Genomic DNA, 15897 nt, shown 5'->3' with positions numbered 1-15897 from the left:
ATCGCGGAGACGGTCGGGCGGGGCCCGCGCGGGGTCAGACGCGGACGCCCCACATGAACGGGCCGCCGATGGTGTTCATCGACTCGTACCGGACGACCGTGCCGGTGCGCGGGGCGTGGATGACCTGGCCGTTGCCGGCGTAGAGGCCGACGTGGTGCAGGTCGTTGAAGAAGAAGACCAGGTCGCCGACCTGGAGGTCGTTGACGGAGGTGATGCGCGTGCCGATGCCGGACTGGGCCTCGGAGGTGCGGGGTATGGAGACGCCGGCCTGGGCGTAGGCCCAGGAGGTCAGGCCCGAGCAGTCGAAGGAGGACGGGCCGGTGGCGCCGTAGACGTAGGGCGTGCCGAGCTTGCTCTGCGCGGCGGAGAAGGCCGCGCCGGCCCGGCCGGAGGCGGACACCGGGGCGTCGGACAGGGCCGTGCGCTCGCTGGTGCGGGTGGCGCGCTGCTCCTCGGCGGCCAGCGCGGCCTTCTCCGCGGCGGTGAGGCTGTTCAGCAGCTTCTGCGCGGCGGCGAGCTTGCCCTGGACCTCCTTCTTCTTCTTGCCCAGTTCGGTGCGGGTGGAGGAGAGGTCCTTGAGCTTCTCGGAGGCCTCGGCACGCTGCTGGGCCAGGTCGCGCTGCTTCTCCTGGATCTTCTTCAGCGCCTCGACCTGCTGGCCGCTCAACTGGTCGAGCGTGGAGGCCTTGTCGAGGTAGTCGTCCGGGTCCGCGGAGAGGAACAGCTGCACCGAGGGGTCGATGCCACCGGAGCGGTACTGGGCACTCGCCATCGAACCGAGGCCGTCGCGCAGCTCGTTGAGCTCCGCCTGGCCGCGGGCGACGTTGTCCTGGATGGTGGAGATCTCCTTCTGGAGCTTCTCCTGCTTCTCCTTGGCCCCGTTGTACTTCTCGGTGGCCTGCTCCGCCTGCTGGTAGAGCTTGTCGACCTTGGCCTTGACCTCATCCTTGCTGGGCTTCTCGCTGGGCGCGGCGTTGGCGGCCTGCGAGCTGAGGGCGACAGCGGCGGCCGCGGCGGTCGTCAGCACGGTGACGCGCGCGCGGCTGGGCTGCTTGGGTCGACGGTGGGACGCCACGGGAGGCGAACTCCTTCGTGTGAGTGATCACCCGATCGCGGGTTCGAGGCCAGACCCTAGTGACCCACTCGTGATCAGTTCAAATCCTCCGCGGAAAAATCACCGTCACGCACCGCATTCTTTGCCTCAACTCACCAGGGGTGACACTTGATTGACGCTACGTTGCGTGACGACTCCGTCAATTCGGGCATAGGCCCTGTACGTTGCCGTTGGGGCGGATGCGACGGAGGGGTCAGGTAAGCCTCTTCAGCAGCACCGCCGACGCCACCGGCCGCGCCCCCGCACGCGCCACCCCGTCGGCCACCTCGCGGTCGGTGGAGGCGACGATGACGGGCCGGCCGGGCGGCTCGGCCCGGACCAGCTGGCGGATCAGCTCGTCGGCGGTGACGCCCGGCTTGGAGAACAGCACCCGCACCCCGCGCGGCGGCGCGAGCAGCACCGGCGCGGCCAGCTCCGCCCCGTCGAAGACGCACGTCACCTCGGCGCCGGTCTGCGCGGCGAGCTGCGAGAGCTGGCCGAGCAGCCGCAGGCGCTGCTTCTCCAGCGGCATCTGGGGATAGCCGGTCTTGGTGACGTTGTAGCCGTCGACGACCAGATGGGCCTGCGGCAGCGCCAGGAGCTGGTCGAGGATGGCGGGGTCGTTCTCGGACAGGGCGCGGGCGGCGATGTCCTTCGGCGTCATCCGGCCGGGCTCGACGGCGTCCACGGTCTCGGCGGGCCGCACGGAGACCGGCGGCAGGGCCAGCTCCCGGCGCAGCCCCTGGGTCGCGTCCAGCAGGGTGTCGAGCAGCAGCCGGACCCGCATGTCCTCGACGCTGCGCCCCTCGCGGGCGGCCCGGCGCGCCGCCTCCAGGGCCGCCTCCGCCTCCCCGAGCCGCGCCTTGAGCCGCCGGGTCTCGCTCTCGGCGGCGGACACCTGGGCCTGTCCCTCGGTGCGTACGGCATCCATCTCGGCGTGCGCCTTGCGCAGGGCCGCCTCGCCGCGCTTGACGTCGCTCAGCGCGGAGCGCAGCTTGCGGTGCAGCGACTCCGTCTCCTTCTTCGCGGCGTCCAGTTCACCGCGCAGCCGCTCGGTCTCGGCCTTGGTGTGCTCCCGGGCCCGGGCCAGCTCCGCGCGCAGCCGCTCCAGCTCCGCCCGGCTCTCCTCGTCGGCGCGCTCGGCGTCCGCCCGCTGCGCCTCCTCACCGGCGGCGGCCACCAGCTTCACCCAGCCGGCCGGACGCAGTACGTAGGCCGCGGCCGCCACGTCGAGCGGGTCCGCGGCCGGGGGCGGGGAGCCGGAGTCGAGGGCCCCGGAGAGTTCCGGCTGGGCTTCTCTGAGCCGGTCGCCGATGCGCTGCCGGAACAGCGGGTCGGTCTCCAGGGCGGCGGCCATGGCGTTGCCCGCGAACTTGGCCCGGCGGTTCGGGGCGAAACGGGCGTACTGCCGCAGCTGGGTGGGCAGTTCGGCCGAGGTCAGTCCGCCGAAGCCGTCGGACACGATCTGCACGACCCGGCGGCGCACGCCGTCGGGCAGTGGACGGTCGAGCACCTCAGCGGCGCCGTCGCCCGGCCCCCCGCCGTGTGTCTCCACCATCCGTCACCTCGATTGCCGATTACCGTCGTGCCGCGATCCCGGTACCGTACGCCGGTCGCCCGCGCCGGGTCCTCTCCCGCTCTCGACGTCCCTCGAGCGGGGCGCCCCCGGCGTCAGGAGCCGGCGCCCGGCCTGTCCACCAGCTCCACCTGGTCCACGGCATTGCACCAGCGGCACCGCACCGACTCGATGGTCTCACTGACCACCTCGCGCTCCTCGACCTTCGGCTCACCGGCCAGGTCGAGGTGAACGTACTCGACGACCTTCGACGAGCGGGTCACGTCGAACCGGGTGAGGTTGCCACAGAGGGTGCAGCGCCACCGCGTGGTGGCGGTCGGCAGGGGAACCGTCATCGTGACTGTGTTCGCTTTCTTCCAGTGTCCGCGACGCCACGGACTCCCCGGGGCGTGTGGCTCGTAACCCTACGGCCTGGCGGCTCCCGGGCGCCCGTCCGTCCACGGCGGCGAGGCGGTCCGGCCGGTTGCGTCCGGTTACGTCATGCTCTGTACTCATGATCCGCAAGTGGAGCGGGGCCGTCGGCAGGGCGGTCCGGAGGGTCCGGACGGTCGGCTCGGGCCGCACGAGCAGGGGCTCTGCGGCGCCGGTGACGTACGGGCTGATCGCCGTGTGCTGCCTGATCTTCCTGGTCGGGCCCGCGGCGGGCGTCAACCCGGCGTACGGCACGGGCGACGACCTGCTCGCCGCGCAGCGCGCCTGGTTCCGCCACTGGGGCGTGATCCCCGCAGAACTGTTCGAGGATTCCCCCCGTGCCGCCCTGACCCCGGCCACGGCGCTGTTCGTCCACGGCAGCTGGGTGCACCTGCTCGGCAACATGCTGTTCCTCTATGTCTTCGGGGCGATGACCGAGGAACGGATGGGCCGGCTCCAGTTCCTCCTGTTCTACCTCGGCTGCGGCTACCTGGCGCTGCTCGGCTACGCGGTGGCCAACGCCCACTCGCAGCAGTCCCTGGTGGGCGCCTCCGGGGCGATCTCGGCGATCCTCGGCGCGTTCCTGTACCTGTTCCCGCGCGCCCGGGTGACCAGTCTCCTGCCGTTCCTCTTCTTCCTGCCGCTGCGGTTCCCGGCCTGGGTGGTGCTGCCGTTCTGGGCGGCCCTGCAGTGGCTGGCGGCGGGCCGGGCCGGCGACGGCCCCGGGGTGGCCTACCTGGCCCACCTGGTGGGCTTCGGTCTGGGCTTCTGCTACGCCTGGACGCGGTTCGGGCCCGCGGCCCGGGCCGCGGGCGTACGACTAGAGTGAGGAGCGCCCCAGCGACCGGCCCCGAGGGAGAGAACCAGCCGTGATCACCGCGATCGTCCTCATCAAGACCAGCGTGGACCGGATCCCCGAGATCGCGGAGCGGATCGCCGCGCTGGAGAACGTCAGCGAGGTCTTCTCCGTCACCGGCACCTACGACCTGATCGCCATGGTGCGGGTGACGGAGCACGAGGAGCTGGCGGAGGTCATCCCCGGCCGCATCAGCAAGATCCCGGGCGTGGAGGGCACGGACACGCACGTGGCGTTCCGCACGTACTCGCAGCACGACCTGGAGGCCGCGTTCTCGATCGGCCTGGACAACTAGGCGCCGCCACTCCGGGGCGCTCCCCCGGGGCGCCCCCCGGGGCGCTTCCCCCAGGGCCGGATGAAGAGTTCTTCATCCGGGACTCATCCGCAGGGCACGCTGCCCGGCGCAGCATGACAGGCATGGTCTTCTCACGGCGGATGGCGGCGCTGGGCGCCGTCGTCCTGATCCCCCTCGGCATCGCCGCGACCAGCTTCGCGCTCACCGACTCTCCCCCCGAACCGAAGGTCCCGGCCAAGGTGGAGCTGGAGAGCGGCTCCCCGACGCCCGCACCCGCCCGGCCCGAGCCGACGCCCAGCGACCAGGTGGTGTCCCGGCCGCCGGTGACCGACAGCCCCCCGGATGAGGACGATGACGACGACCGCGGCCGGAACACCGGGGACGACGGAGCCTTCGACGGAGGCGACGACGACGGGCCGGGCGACGACGGCTGACCGCGGCGGGACGCGCGAGAGGCGGCGGATCTCCGCCCGGGTCCGCATCCTGCTCTGGCTGCTGCTCGTGATGGCCGTCGCGCTCGCCTCGGTGGCCGCGACCACCCGTTCGATCCTGCTGCGCGACACCGACCAGCGGATCAACGGCCTGCTGGCCCAGGAGGCGGCCGAGTTCGCCAACTTCGAGGAGCAGGGCTTCGACCCGGAGACCGGCCGCCCGTTCACCGAGCCGGAACGGCTGCTGGAGGTCTTCCTGCAACGGCAGTACGCCGACCTGGACGAGGAGCTGATCGGCCTGGTGGGCAAGCCGGGCGGCGACCCGGCGCACATCATCCAGCAGCGCGAGATCCCGGTGGCCCTGCCCCTGCACAAGGACTCCGACGCCGAGCGCCGCATCTACGCCTCGCCCGACTCCACCGGCACCCTGCACCGGCCGGAGGGCGACATCCGCTGGGCCAAGGTCACCGTGGCCCGGTACGGCGGCGAACCGGCGGCGGCCTTCGTGGTCGCCTTCCACCCCGGGCGCGAGCAGGCGCGCGCGGACGAGGTGTTCCGGGTCCTGCTCGCCATCTCCGGCGTCGCCCTGCTGATGACGATCGGCATCGCCTGGGTGGTCGCCGGCCGGATCCTCAAGCCCGTGCGGCTGGTGCGCACCACCGCCGCGCAGCTCACCGAGCAGGACCTCACCCGGCGCATCCCGGTGCACGGCCACGACGACGTGGCCGCCCTCGCCGAGACGTTCAACGCGATGCTGGACCGCCTGGAGCGCGCCTTCGGCACCCAGCGGCAGTTCGTCGACGACGCCGGGCACGAACTGCGCACCCCGATCACCATCGTGCGCGGCCACCTGGAGCTGATGGGCGACGACCCCGCCGAACGCGAGGAGACCGTCCGGCTGGTCACCGACGAACTGGACCGGATGAGCCGGATCGTCGAGGACCTGCTGCTGCTCGCCAAGGCCGAACGCCCCGATTTCGTCACCCCCGAACCGGTGCAGCTCGCCGAACTCACCGCCGACGTCTACGTCAAGGCCCGCACCCTCGGCGAGCGCGACTGGGTGCTGGCCGAGGTCGCCGACCGCGAGGTCCGCCTGGACCCGCAGCGCATCACCCAGGCCATGGTGCAGCTCGCGCAGAACGCCGTGCAGCACACCACCACCGGCCAGACCATCCGCATCGGCTCCCGCGCCGAGGGCGGAGCGATCGCCCTGTACGTCGCCGACTCAGGCCCCGGGGTGCAGTCCTCGGACGCCGAGGTGATCTTCGAGCGGTTCCGGCGCGGCACGGCCCGGCGCGGGGCGCGCGGCTCGGGCGCCGGGCTCGGGCTGTCCATCGTCAAAGCGATCGCCGAGGGCCACGGCGGACGGGTCCGGCTGCACGACACCGAAGGCGGCGGCGCCACCTTCGTACTCACCCTGGAAGAGACACGCCCATGAACCGCATCCTCATCGTCGAGGACGAGGAACGCATCGCCGCCTTCGTGGAGAAGGGACTGCGCGCCAACGGCTTCACCACCACCGCCGTCGCCGACGGCGAGGCGGGCTACGAGTACGCCCTGACCGGCGGCTTCGACCTGGTCGTCCTGGACATCGGGCTGCCCGGCCGGGACGGCTTCACGGTCCTGCGCGAGCTGCGCGAGGCCCGGGTGACGACCCCGGTGATCGTGCTGACCGCCCGGGACTCCGTACGGGACACGGTGGCCGGCCTGGAGGGCGGCGCCGACGACTGGATGACCAAGCCGTTCCGCTTCGAGGAACTGCTCGCCCGGGTGCGGCTCCGGCTGCGTACGGCGGCGCGGGCGCCGGAGGTGACGGTGCTGAAGTCGGGGGCGCTCAGCCTGGACCTGCGCACCCGCCGGGCCCGGTCCGGGGAGCGCACCGTCGATCTGACGGCACGTGAGTTCGTGCTGCTGGAGCTGTTCTTGCGCCACCCGGGGCAGGTGCTCTCCCGCGAGCAGATCCTGTCGCACGTGTGGGGCTACGACTTCGACCCCGGGTCCAACATCGTGGACGTGTATGTGCGGGCGCTGCGCAAGAAACTCGGGGCGCAGGCGCTTCAGACGGTGCGCGGCATGGGGTACCGGCTGCCGGCCTGGTGAGGTTTTCTTCATCCTCGGCTCATCGACGGCTCACCGCCCGCGTGAAGCCTCGATGGCGTGACGCTGAACCTCCGTCTGACCGTGGCCCTGTGCGTGTCGCTGTCGCTGTGCGCGCTGCTGGTGGTTCCGGCCAACTTCCCGGGCCTGAGCGGTGACGCGCGCCTGACCCTCGCCGTGTTCGCGCTGGCGACCTGCGCCTGGATCGGTACGCCGATCGACGACACCTACATCGCGCTCGGCTCCGGGCTCGCGCTGACCACCACCGGCGTGATCAGCAGCGACACCCTGTTCGGCACCCTGGGCGACTCCACCGTGTGGCTGCTGATCTGCGCCTTCGTGCTGGCCGCCGCGGTGACCCGGACCGGCCTCGCGGGGCGGGCGGCGGCGTTCCTGGTCACCGGGGCGCGCACGGTACGGCAGTTGGTGCACCTGACCACCGCCGCGCTGGTCGTCACGGCGTTCGCGGTGCCGGCGACCTCGGGCCGGGCGGCGCTCGCGCTGCCGGTGTTCCTGGCGCTGGCCAAGGCCCTCGCCGGCCGCAGACGGCTGGTGGTGATGCTGGCGCTGCTGTTCCCGACCGTGATCCTGCTGTCGGCGGTGGCGACGCTGATCGGCGCGGGCGCGCACCTGATCACGGTCTCGGTGCTGTGGGAGACGACCGGCGACCGGATCGGCTTCACCGAATGGCTGCTGCTGGGCCTGCCGCTGGCCGTGGCCTCCTCCCACCTGGCCGCCGAGGCGGTGCTGTGGACGACGACCCGGCGGGCGGACCGCGAGGGCCCGGTGCGCATCACGCCGGAGGAGATACAGCGGCACAGCGACAGCCCGGTCACCGGCCCCTGGACCCAGCCCGAGAAGCTCTGCGCGCTGCTGCTGGCCACCGTGGTGGTCCTGTGGTGCAGCGAGCCGCTGCACCATGTGCCGCCCGCGGTCGTCGCCCTGATCGGCGCGGTCGTCGCCTCCTCCCCCGCGCTGGGCACCGTACGGCTGAAGGACGCGCTGAAGACGGTGCCCTGGTCGCTGCTGCTGTTCATGGCCGCGACGATGGCGATGGGCGTCGCGCTCTCCGACTCGGGCGCGGCCGAATGGCTGGTGTCCGGGCTGCCCTCGGACATCGGACCGGCCGTCTTCCTCACCGTCGTGGTCGCGGTCAGCACCGCGGCCCACCTCGTCCTGCAGTCCCGCTCCGCCCGCTCCTCGGTGCTGGTGCCGCTGGTGATCGCCGCGGCCGTCGGCGCGGGCGTCAACCCGGTCGCCGCCGCGCTGGCCTCCACCGCCGCCGCCGGCTTCTGCCACACCCTGCCGGCCTCCGCCAAGCCGGTCACCCTCTTCTCGGACATCCCCGGCACCCCCACCTACACCCCGCGCGACCTGCTGCGCCTGTCGGCGGTCCTCGCCCCGCTGACGGCCGGGCTCGTCCTGCTCTTCGCCGCCGCCGTCTGGCCGCTGCTCGGCGTTCCCGTGACCCGCTGAAGGAGTCCCGTCGTGCTCAACCGTGTCGTCGTCGCCCCCAGTGGCTTCAAGGAGTCCCTGTCCGCCCAGGCCGCCGCCGACGCCATCGCCGCCGGTGTGCGCCGCGTCCTGCCGGACGCCGAGATCGACCGCGTCCCGCTGGTGGACGGCGGCGAGGGCACCGCCGTGGCCCTGGCCGCCGCGACCGGCGGCCGGCTGGTGGCGCTGCCCGCCACCGGCCCGGTCGGCGACACCGTCGGCACCCACTTCGCGCTGCTCGGCTCCCGGGACACGGCGGTGGTGGAGATGGCGGCGGTCGCGGGCCTCACCCTGGTGCCGCGCGCCCTGCGCGACCCCGGCGCCACCACCACCTACGGCGTCGGCGAGCTGATCCGGGCCGCGCTCGACACCGGCGTGCGGCGCGTCCTGGTCGGCTGCGGCGACTCGGGCACGTCCGACGGGGGTGCGGGCGCGCTCCAGGCCCTCGGCGCCCGGCTGCTGGACGCGGACGGCTTCGAACTGCCGCCCGGCGGCCGGGAGCTGACCCGGCTGGCCCGCATCGACCCGTCCGGCCTCGACCCCCGCCTGCGTGACGTCGAACTGGTCGCCGCCTGCAACCCGTTCAACGTGCTGTGCGGCGAGCGCGGCGTGGCCCGGGTGTTCGGCCCGCAGAAGGGCGCGACCCCGGCACAGGTCGAGCAGCTCTCGGCGGGCCTGGAGAACTGGGCGTACGTCCTCACCCGCGACCTCGCCCCGGCCGGCACCGACCTGCGCGGCGGCCCCGGTACCGGCGCCTCGGGCGGCCTCGGCGCGGGCCTGGCCGCCCTGGGCGGGCAGCTGCTGCCCCGCTTCGAGGTGCTGCTGGACCAGCTCGACCTGGACGCCCGTCTGGCCCGCGCCGACCTGGTCCTCACCGCCGAGGGCGCCCTGGACCACCAGACGCCGCGCGGCAAGGTGCCGGCCGAGGTCGCCCGGCGCGCCAAGCTCTACGGGCGTCCGGTGCTGGCCCTCGCGGGCACCCTCGGCGAGGGCGCGCACGAGGTGCCCGGCGTGGACGCGTGCCACGGCATCCTGCCCGCGCCGATGGCCCTGGCGGAGGCGCTGGTGCGGGGCGCCGAGCTGCTGACGGACGCCACGGAGCGGGCGCTGCGGATGATCCTGCTGGGCGCCCGGCTACCGGCTCACGCCGCCGCGGTGGAGGTGTCGGGCACGCAACGGCCGTCCTCGGTGCGGTAGTTCCACTTGGCGCCCTCCCGCACCAGCTCGCGGACGGCGGTCACGAACCGCTCCACGTGCTCGTCCGGGGTGCCCGCGCCGAAGCTGACCCGGATGGCGTTGAGCGACTTCTCGCCGGGCGCGGCCTCCGGCGCCCCGCACTCGCCCTGTGTCTGCGGGTCGCTGCCGAGCAGGGTGCGCAGCAGCGGGTGGGCGCAGAACAGCCCGTCCCGGACGCCGATGCCGTACTCGGCGGAGAGCGCGGCGGCGAAGTGGGAGCTGTTCCAGCCGTCGACGACGAAGGACAGCACGCCGACGCGGGGGGCGTCGTCGCCGAACAGGGAGAGGAACCGCACCTCGGGGACGTCGGCGAGCCCCGCCCGGACCTTGGCGATCAGCTGCCGCTCACGGGCGACGAGCGTGTCGAACCCGGCCTCGGTCAGCGCCTTGCAGGCCGAGGCGATGGCGTAGGCGCCGATGACGTTGGGCGAACCGGCCTCGTGCCGGGCGGCGCTGTCGTGCCACTCGACGTCCACTCCCCCGTCGGCGCGCCGGCCGACCCTGCGGCTGGCGCCGCCGCCCGCGAGGTACGGCTCGGCCTCGCGCAGCCAGTCGGCGCGGCCGGCCAGCACGCCGGAGCCGAAGGGGGCGTACAGCTTGTGCCCGGAGAAGGCGACCCAGTCCACGTCCAGGTCGGCCACCGAGACGGGGTGGTGCGGGGCGAGCTGGGCGGCGTCGAGCACGATCCGGGCGCCGTGCGCGTGCGCGGCGGCGGCCAGTTCGCGCACCGGCCACAGCTCGCCGGTGACGTTGGAGGCTCCGGTGACGCAGACCAGGGCGGGACCGTGCGGCTCGCGGTCGGCGAGGGCGCGCTCCAGGGCCCGCACGGCCTGGCCCGGGGTGCGGGGGGCGTCGAGGTAGGTGACGTCGGCGTTCCGCCAGGGCAGCAGCGAGGCGTGGTGCTCGGTCTCGAAGACGAAGACCCGGCAGCCGGCCGGCAGCGCGGCGGCGAGCAGGTTGAGGGAGTCGGTGGTGGACCGGGTGAAGACGACCTGGTCCCCGTCCCGGCAGCCGAGGAACTCGGCGACGGTCCGGCGGGCGCTCTCGAACAGGTCGGTCGACAGCTGCGACAGGTACCCGGCGCCGCGGTGCACGCTGCCGTAGTAGGGCGCGTACGCGGCGACGTCGTCCCAGACCCGCTGGAGCGCCGGCGCGCTGGCCGCGTAGTCGAGCGCGGCGTAGGTGACCTCGCCACCGGTGACGAGCGGGACGGTGACGTCCTGCCCCAGAACGGGCAGCGGTCCGGAAATTTCACAGCAAAGCGACTGGTCGGCGGCAGCGGTGGTGACAGACATGGCGGAACTCCCGTAAAGGCGTGCGGAGAGCGCCGCGCGAGCGGCAGACGCTCAAGCGCGGCACATCGGGAAAGGGGATGCGGAGGCGGGGCTCTGCGGCCCTAGCGCATTCGCTGATTCACGGAAGGCTCCCTCGAACGACCAGGACCCCTGGCCCCACGCTTTGCCAAGCGTGCGAGGGGTCCGCGCTTGACGTGAGCCTTGCTGCTCACGACCCGGTCTTCACCCGGGGCACCCCGCCACGGACGGAGGGTTGCCGGACAGCCGGCCGGGGCCTTGTGGCTGTCGCTCATGACCTGGACAGGAAAGTACGCGAAGAGATCGACGTCCCGCAACCCGGGTCCGGATCGCGGGACGTACGACGCATCGGGTGGTCAGGCGTGGCTGGCGGCCACCCAGCGCTCCAGGACCCGCCCGGCCGCCCCCGAGTCGATCGACTCGGCGGCCTTCGCCATACCGGCCCGCAGCCGGTCCGTCAGCGGACCCTCGCCCGGCTCCAGTGCCACCAGGGCCGCCGCCGAATTCAGCAGCACCGCGTCCCGCACCGGGCCCGCCTCGCCGTTCAGCAGCCGCCGGGCCACGTCCGCGTTGTAGGAGGCGTCGGCGCCGCGCAGCGCCTCGACCGGGACGAGTTCGAGGCCGACGTCGCGCGGGTCGAAGGTCTCCTCGGTCACTTTGCCGTCCCGCACGACCCACACCTTCGACGTGGCCGTCGTGGTCAGCTCGTCGAGTCCGTCGTCGCCGCGGAAGACCAGGGAGGAGTTGCCGCGGTCGGCGAAGACGCCGGCGATGATCGGCGCCATCCGGGGGTCGGCGACGCCGATGGCCTGGGCGCGCACCTTGGCCGGGTTGGTCAGCGGGCCGAGGAAGTTGAACACGGTCCGGATGCCCAGCTGGCCGCGGGCCGCCGCGGCATGGCGCAGCGCCGGGTGGAACTTCACGGCGAAGCAGAAGGTGATCCCGGCCTCCTCGGCGACCTGCGCGACCCGCCGCGGGGTCAGCTCCAGGTTGACGCCCAGCTTCTCCAGGACGTCGGAGGCGCCGGAGGCCGAGGAGGCGGCCCGGTTGCCGTGCTTGACGACCTTGGCGCCGGTGCCGGCCACGACGATCGCGGACATGGTCGAGATGTTGACCGTCTTGGCGCCGTCACCGCCGGTGCCGACGATGTCGACCGTGTCCCCCGGCACCTCGATCACATTGGCGTGCTCGTACATGGTGCGGACGAGGCCGCTGATCTCCTCGACCGTCTCGCCCTTGGACCGCAGCGCCACCGCGAACCCGGCGATCTGGGCGTCGGTCGCCTCACCGCGCATGATCACGTCCATCGCCCAGGCGGTGTCGTCCGCGGACAGGTCCCGGCCGTCCAGCAGCCCGTTCAGCAGGGCGGGCCAGGAGCGGTCCGCCGTGGTGTCGCCTCCAGCGGGGGTCACAGCGCTCATCAGCCGCTCCTGAATGCAGTGGAAAACCAGTGGAAAGGGACCTGAGCCCACCCTATCGACCCGGAGGCAGACCGAAGGGCCCCGTCCGAACACCGGACGGGGCCCCTGGCAGGGTGTGGCGACGCGGAGGATCAGTGGTGGCCGTGGCCGCTCGTGATCTCCTTGTACTCCTCGACAGTCGGCTTCGGGATCTGGTTCCCCTCGCCGTAGTACGCGTGGCTGAGCTTGGCGCGGAGCTTCTCGGAGCCCTTCACCTTGCGCTCGACACCGTTCTCGTCGACCGTCGGGCCGATCTCGGCAGGCCGGTACTGCTCGTGCGCCGTGAGGTTGTGCAGCTGCTCCTGGCTGAGCGGCTCGTGCACCTCGATGAACTCACCGTGCGGCAGGCGCTTGATGATGCCCGACTCGCGGCCGTGCAGCACCTTCTCCTTGTCCCGGCGCTGCAGGCCGAGGCAGATCCGCTTGGTGATCACGAAGGCGATGACCGGACCGGCGAAGAAGCCGATGCGGACGAACCAGGTGACCGCGTTGATCGACAGGTGGAAGTGCGTGGCCACGATGTCGTTGCCGCCGCCGATCAGCATGATCATGTAGGCGGTGATCCAGGCGACACCGAAGCCCGTGCGGGTCGGGGCGTTGCGCGGCCGGTCCAGGATGTGGTGCTCGCGCTTGTCCCCGGTGATCCAGGACTCGATGAACGGGTACAGAGCGATCACGCCGAGGAAGAGACCGAAGATCACCAGCGGGATGAACACGCCCAGGACGAGTGTGTGACCCCAGAAGTTGATCTCCCAGCCCGGCATGGCGCGGACCAGGCCCTCGGCGAAGCCCATGTACCAGTCCGGCTGGGCGCCGGTCGAGACCAGGTCGGCCCGGTAGGGGCCCAGGTTCCAGATCGGGTTGACCGTCGCGATGCCGGCGAGGGCGGCGATGACACCGAAGACCAGGAAGAAGAAGCCACCGGCCTTGGCCATGTACACCGGCAGCAGCGGCATGCCGACGACGTTCTTGTTGTTCTTGCCGGGACCCGCGAACTGCGTGTGCTTGTGGTAGAAGACCAGGATCAGGTGGCCCACCACGAGGCCGAGCATGATGCCCGGCAGCAGCAGGATGTGGATCGAGTAGAACCGGGCGACGAAGTCGTCACCGGGGAACTCCCCGCCGAACAGGAACATCGAGATGTACGTGCCGACGATCGGCACGGACAGGATCGCGCCCTGCGTGAAGCGGACACCGGTGCCGGAGAGCAGGTCGTCCGGGAGCGAGTAGCCGGTGAAACCGGTGAACATGCCGAGGACGAACAGCAGGAAGCCGAACAGCCAGTTGATCTCGCGCGGCTTGCGGAACGCGCCGGTGAAGAAGACGCGCATCATGTGCACGAACATGCCGGCGAGGAAGATGATCGCCGCCCAGTGGTGGATCTGCCGGATCAGCAGACCGCCGCGCACGTCGAAGCTGATGTCGAGCGTCGACTTGTAGGCCTCGCTCATCAGCTGGCCCTGCATCGGGATGTAGCTGCCGTGGTACTCCACCTCGTTCATCGACGGGTGGAAGAACAGCGTCAGGTACACACCCGTGAGGATGATGATGATGAAGCTGTAGAGGCAGATCTCGCCCAGCATGAAGGACCAGTGGTCCGGGAAGATCTTGCGCATGTTGGCCTTGGCCAGGGAGTAGATCCCGAGCCGGCCGTCGGCCCAGTCGGCGACACGTTCGCCGGCCGGTGCCTTCCCGCGCGAGCGGCCCGCCGCACCGGCGGCAGACGTACTCGGTTCGTTCGGTGTAGTGCTCATCCGCGCTCCCAGAAGGCAGGACCGACGGGCTCTTCGAAGTCGCCGAGCGCTTCGAGGTAACCCTCGTCGTTCACACCGATGCGCAGCTGCGGCAGGGCGTGACCGGCGGGACCGAAGATGACCCGGGCGCCGTCGGACAGGTCGAAGGTGGACTGGTGGCAGGGACACAGCACGTGGTGCGTCTGCTGCTCGTACAGGGAGATCGGGCAACCGACGTGGGTGCAGATCTTCGAGTAGGCGACGATGCCCTCGTGCGACCACTCGAGCTCGCGCTTGTCCTTGATGTCCTCCGGCTCGAGCCGGACGATCATCAGGGCGGCCTTGGCGATCTCGTTCTGGAAGCCGTGGTCGTGCTCGTCCAGGCCCTCGGGCATGGCGAAGGTCAGCGAACCGACCGTGATGTCGGAGGGACGCAGCGGCTCGTGCGTGTTCTGGTTGATGAGCAGCTTGCCCCTGGACCACAGGGTGTGGCGCAGCTTGTCCTCGGGCAGCGGGCCGAGGTCGCGCAGCAGCACGACACCGGAGAGCGGCACCAGGGTGAGGGCGCCGAACATGGTGTTCCGGATCAGCTTGCGCCGGCCGATCACGGACTCCTTGGCGCCCTGCTTGAAGTCGGCGTGGACCTGGGCGCGGACCTCGGGAGAGGCCTCGATCGGGTGACGCTCGTCGGCGATCTCCACGTCGGACATCAGCGTGCGCGCCCAGTGCACGGCGCCGGCGCCGATGCAGAACAGGGCCGCGCCCAGGGTCAGCCCCAGCGCGAAGTTCAGCGCGTTGAGGTGCCCGATCGGGAAGACGTAGACCGACTTGTCGTGCGGGATCGCCACGAACGCGGCGATGAAGCCGATGGTGGCCAGCATGGACACCGTGAACAGCAGGGCGACCGTGCGCTCGGACCGCTTGGCGGCCCGCTCGTCGATGTCCTGGATCCGGTGCTCGTGGGGCGGCAGGCCCGGGTCGGCGAACGGGTTCTCGTCGTCCGCTCGCTTCACCGCGTCGTGCGCGTGCTCGTCGTGCCCTGCGGACTGCTTCGCCGGCAGGTTCTCTTCGGGAATGTCTTGGCTACTCATGACTTCTTGGCCTTTGCGGTCCGAGCGGCGACCCACACGGCGACGGCGATGCAGGTGCCGAGGCCGAAGATCCAGCCGAAGAGGCCCTCGCTGACCGGCCCGAGGCCGCCCAGGGAGAGACCACCCGGGTCCACGGTCTCTTCTCCGTTGACCGCGTTCAGGTACGCGATGATGTCCTTCTTGTTCTGCTCCGTCAGCGCGGTGTCGGGGAACGAAGGCATGTTCTGCGGGCCGGTCTGCATGGCCTCGTAGATGTGCTTCGCGGAGACCCCCGAGAGGTCCGGTGCGTACTTGCCGTGCGTGAGGGCGCCGCCCTGGCCGGTGAAGTTGTGGCACTGCGCGCAGTTGGTGCGGAACAGCTCACCGCCCTTGGCGATGTCCGCGCCCTCGGGGCCGTACTCCGCCTCGGTCGGGATCGCCGGACCGGCGCCCAGGGAGGCGACGTACGCGGCGAGCTGGTCGATCTCGGCCTGGGAGTAGATGTTCTTCTTGCGGGGGACCTGCGCGCCCGGCTGCTGGGCCGGCATACGGCCGGTACCCACCTGGAAGTCGACGGCCGCGGCACCCACGCCCACCAGGCTGGGACCGTCGGTGGTGCCCTGACCATCGGTGCCGTGACAGCTGGCGCAGCCGACGGCGTAGAGCTTCTTGCCCTCGTCGATGGCGAGGGACTGGGCCGTTTCGTCGGCCTGCGCCTTGTCCGCGGGCGCGAACACGGCGTAGAGCCCCCCGGTGCATGCCAGCGCGAGGAGTAGGACGACGAGTGCCGCCAGCGGATGGCGTCGTCGTGCGGAGAGCTTTTTCACGGATT

At 71.7% G+C, this 15897-nt stretch carries 14 protein-coding genes, 1 pseudogene and 1 riboswitch; of the genes and pseudogenes, 7 read left to right on the top strand and 8 right to left on the bottom strand.

From position 1 onward, the window contains the following. Positions 1-34 precede the first annotated feature (34 nt). The 3 genes from ACLGIH_RS25225 to ACLGIH_RS25215 all read right to left on the bottom strand — a co-directional run bounded on the left by ACLGIH_RS25225 (position 35) and on the right by ACLGIH_RS25215 (position 3004). On the bottom strand, positions 35-1075 hold the full coding sequence (locus ACLGIH_RS25225) for a C40 family peptidase (RefSeq protein ID WP_416527564.1): 1041 nt from the start codon (positions 1073-1075) through the stop codon (positions 35-37). Between the two features lie 232 nt (positions 1076-1307). After that, positions 1308-2651 carry an NYN domain-containing protein gene (locus ACLGIH_RS25220; protein ID WP_416527563.1) on the bottom strand — a complete coding sequence of 448 codons (1344 nt, stop codon included), beginning with the start codon at positions 2649-2651 and terminating at the stop codon, positions 1308-1310. Positions 2652-2764: 113 nt separating this feature from the next. Next, positions 2765-3004: a hypothetical protein gene (locus tag ACLGIH_RS25215; RefSeq protein ID WP_055541554.1), complete on the bottom strand. Its 240-nt coding sequence runs from the start codon at positions 3002-3004 to the stop codon at positions 2765-2767. A gap of 158 nt (positions 3005-3162) precedes the next feature. On the opposite strand from ACLGIH_RS25215, the pseudogene ACLGIH_RS25210 reads away from it, so the two are divergent. The 7 genes and pseudogenes from ACLGIH_RS25210 (at position 3163) to ACLGIH_RS25180 (ending at position 9450) form a co-directional block, all read left to right on the top strand. After that, a pseudogene (locus ACLGIH_RS25210) lies at positions 3163-3953 on the top strand (rhomboid family intramembrane serine protease). After that, entirely contained in the window at positions 3950-4231 is a 282-nt protein-coding gene (locus ACLGIH_RS25205; RefSeq protein ID WP_332882426.1) for an Lrp/AsnC family transcriptional regulator, read from the top strand. The pseudogene ACLGIH_RS25210 and the gene ACLGIH_RS25205 overlap by 4 nt, the downstream one beginning before the upstream one ends. A 122-nt stretch (positions 4232-4353) precedes the next feature. Next, complete coding sequence (locus ACLGIH_RS25200) at positions 4354-4665, top strand: small secreted hydrophilic protein (RefSeq protein WP_416527562.1); 312 nt, start codon at positions 4354-4356, stop codon at positions 4663-4665. Beyond that, on the top strand, positions 4583-6100 hold the full coding sequence (locus ACLGIH_RS25195) for a sensor histidine kinase (protein ID WP_416527561.1): 1518 nt from the start codon (positions 4583-4585) through the stop codon (positions 6098-6100). Before ACLGIH_RS25200 ends, ACLGIH_RS25195 begins: the two co-directional genes overlap by 83 nt. Further along, positions 6097-6762 (top strand): response regulator transcription factor, encoded by a 666-nt coding sequence (locus ACLGIH_RS25190; protein WP_416527560.1) that lies wholly within the window; start codon positions 6097-6099, stop codon positions 6760-6762. Before ACLGIH_RS25195 ends, ACLGIH_RS25190 begins: the two co-directional genes overlap by 4 nt. Before the next feature lie 57 nt (positions 6763-6819). Beyond that, positions 6820-8235 (top strand): SLC13 family permease, encoded by a 1416-nt coding sequence (locus tag ACLGIH_RS25185; protein WP_416527559.1) that lies wholly within the window; start codon positions 6820-6822, stop codon positions 8233-8235. A 12-nt stretch (positions 8236-8247) separates the two neighbouring features. After that, the gene (locus tag ACLGIH_RS25180) at positions 8248-9450 is read left to right on the top strand and encodes a glycerate kinase family protein (protein WP_416527558.1); all 1203 of its coding nucleotides are present in this window, start codon (positions 8248-8250) and stop codon (positions 9448-9450) included. On the opposite strand, the gene ACLGIH_RS25175 is transcribed toward ACLGIH_RS25180, so the two are convergent. The 5 genes from ACLGIH_RS25175 to qcrC all read right to left on the bottom strand — a co-directional run bounded on the left by ACLGIH_RS25175 (position 9396) and on the right by qcrC (position 15892). Then, positions 9396-10784, bottom strand: coding sequence for an aminotransferase class V-fold PLP-dependent enzyme (locus ACLGIH_RS25175; protein WP_416527557.1), 1389 nt, complete (start codon positions 10782-10784; stop codon positions 9396-9398). The two genes, ACLGIH_RS25180 and ACLGIH_RS25175, sit on opposite strands and share 55 nt — an antisense overlap. Before the next feature lie 180 nt (positions 10785-10964). Next, a riboswitch (SAM riboswitch) is annotated at positions 10965-11081 on the bottom strand. Positions 11082-11158: 77 nt separating this feature from the next. Then, positions 11159-12223 (bottom strand): anthranilate phosphoribosyltransferase, encoded by a 1065-nt coding sequence (trpD, locus tag ACLGIH_RS25170; protein WP_416527556.1) that lies wholly within the window; start codon positions 12221-12223, stop codon positions 11159-11161. Between the two features lie 131 nt (positions 12224-12354). Next, positions 12355-14016, bottom strand: a complete 1662-nt coding sequence (gene qcrB, locus ACLGIH_RS25165) for a cytochrome bc1 complex cytochrome b subunit (RefSeq protein ID WP_416527555.1) — start codon at positions 14014-14016, stop codon at positions 12355-12357. After that, positions 14013-15086, bottom strand: a complete 1074-nt coding sequence (gene qcrA / locus ACLGIH_RS25160; RefSeq protein WP_416527554.1) for a cytochrome bc1 complex Rieske iron-sulfur subunit — start codon at positions 15084-15086, stop codon at positions 14013-14015. Before qcrA ends, qcrB begins: the two co-directional genes overlap by 4 nt. Beyond that, entirely contained in the window at positions 15083-15892 is an 810-nt protein-coding gene (gene qcrC, locus ACLGIH_RS25155; RefSeq protein WP_416527553.1) for a cytochrome bc1 complex diheme cytochrome c subunit, read from the bottom strand. Before qcrC ends, qcrA begins: the two co-directional genes overlap by 4 nt. Between the last annotated feature and the right edge of the window lie 5 nt (positions 15893-15897).

Source organism: Streptomyces hamibioticus, from assembly GCF_047946815.1.
Lineage (GTDB): Bacteria > Actinomycetota > Actinomycetes > Streptomycetales > Streptomycetaceae > Streptomyces.
This window is presented reverse-complemented; position numbering and strand designations above follow the sequence as displayed.

Coding starts and splice junctions, on each gene's coding strand:
- ACLGIH_RS25215 (WP_055541554.1), bottom strand. CDS start 3,004: ATGACGGTTCCCCTGCCGACCGCCACCACGCGGTGGCGCTGCACCCTC.
- trpD (WP_416527556.1), bottom strand. CDS start 12,223: ATGAGCGCTGTGACCCCCGCTGGAGGCGACACCACGGCGGACCGCTCC.
- qcrA (WP_416527554.1), bottom strand. CDS start 15,086: ATGAGTAGCCAAGACATTCCCGAAGAGAACCTGCCGGCGAAGCAGTCC.
- ACLGIH_RS25220 (WP_416527563.1), bottom strand. CDS start 2,651: ATGGTGGAGACACACGGCGGGGGGCCGGGCGACGGCGCCGCTGAGGTG.
- ACLGIH_RS25200 (WP_416527562.1), top strand. CDS start 4,354: ATGGTCTTCTCACGGCGGATGGCGGCGCTGGGCGCCGTCGTCCTGATC.
- ACLGIH_RS25175 (WP_416527557.1), bottom strand. CDS start 10,784: ATGTCTGTCACCACCGCTGCCGCCGACCAGTCGCTTTGCTGTGAAATT.
- ACLGIH_RS25190 (WP_416527560.1), top strand. CDS start 6,097: ATGAACCGCATCCTCATCGTCGAGGACGAGGAACGCATCGCCGCCTTC.
- qcrB (WP_416527555.1), bottom strand. CDS start 14,016: ATGAGCACTACACCGAACGAACCGAGTACGTCTGCCGCCGGTGCGGCG.
- ACLGIH_RS25195 (WP_416527561.1), top strand. CDS start 4,583: ATGACGACGACCGCGGCCGGAACACCGGGGACGACGGAGCCTTCGACG.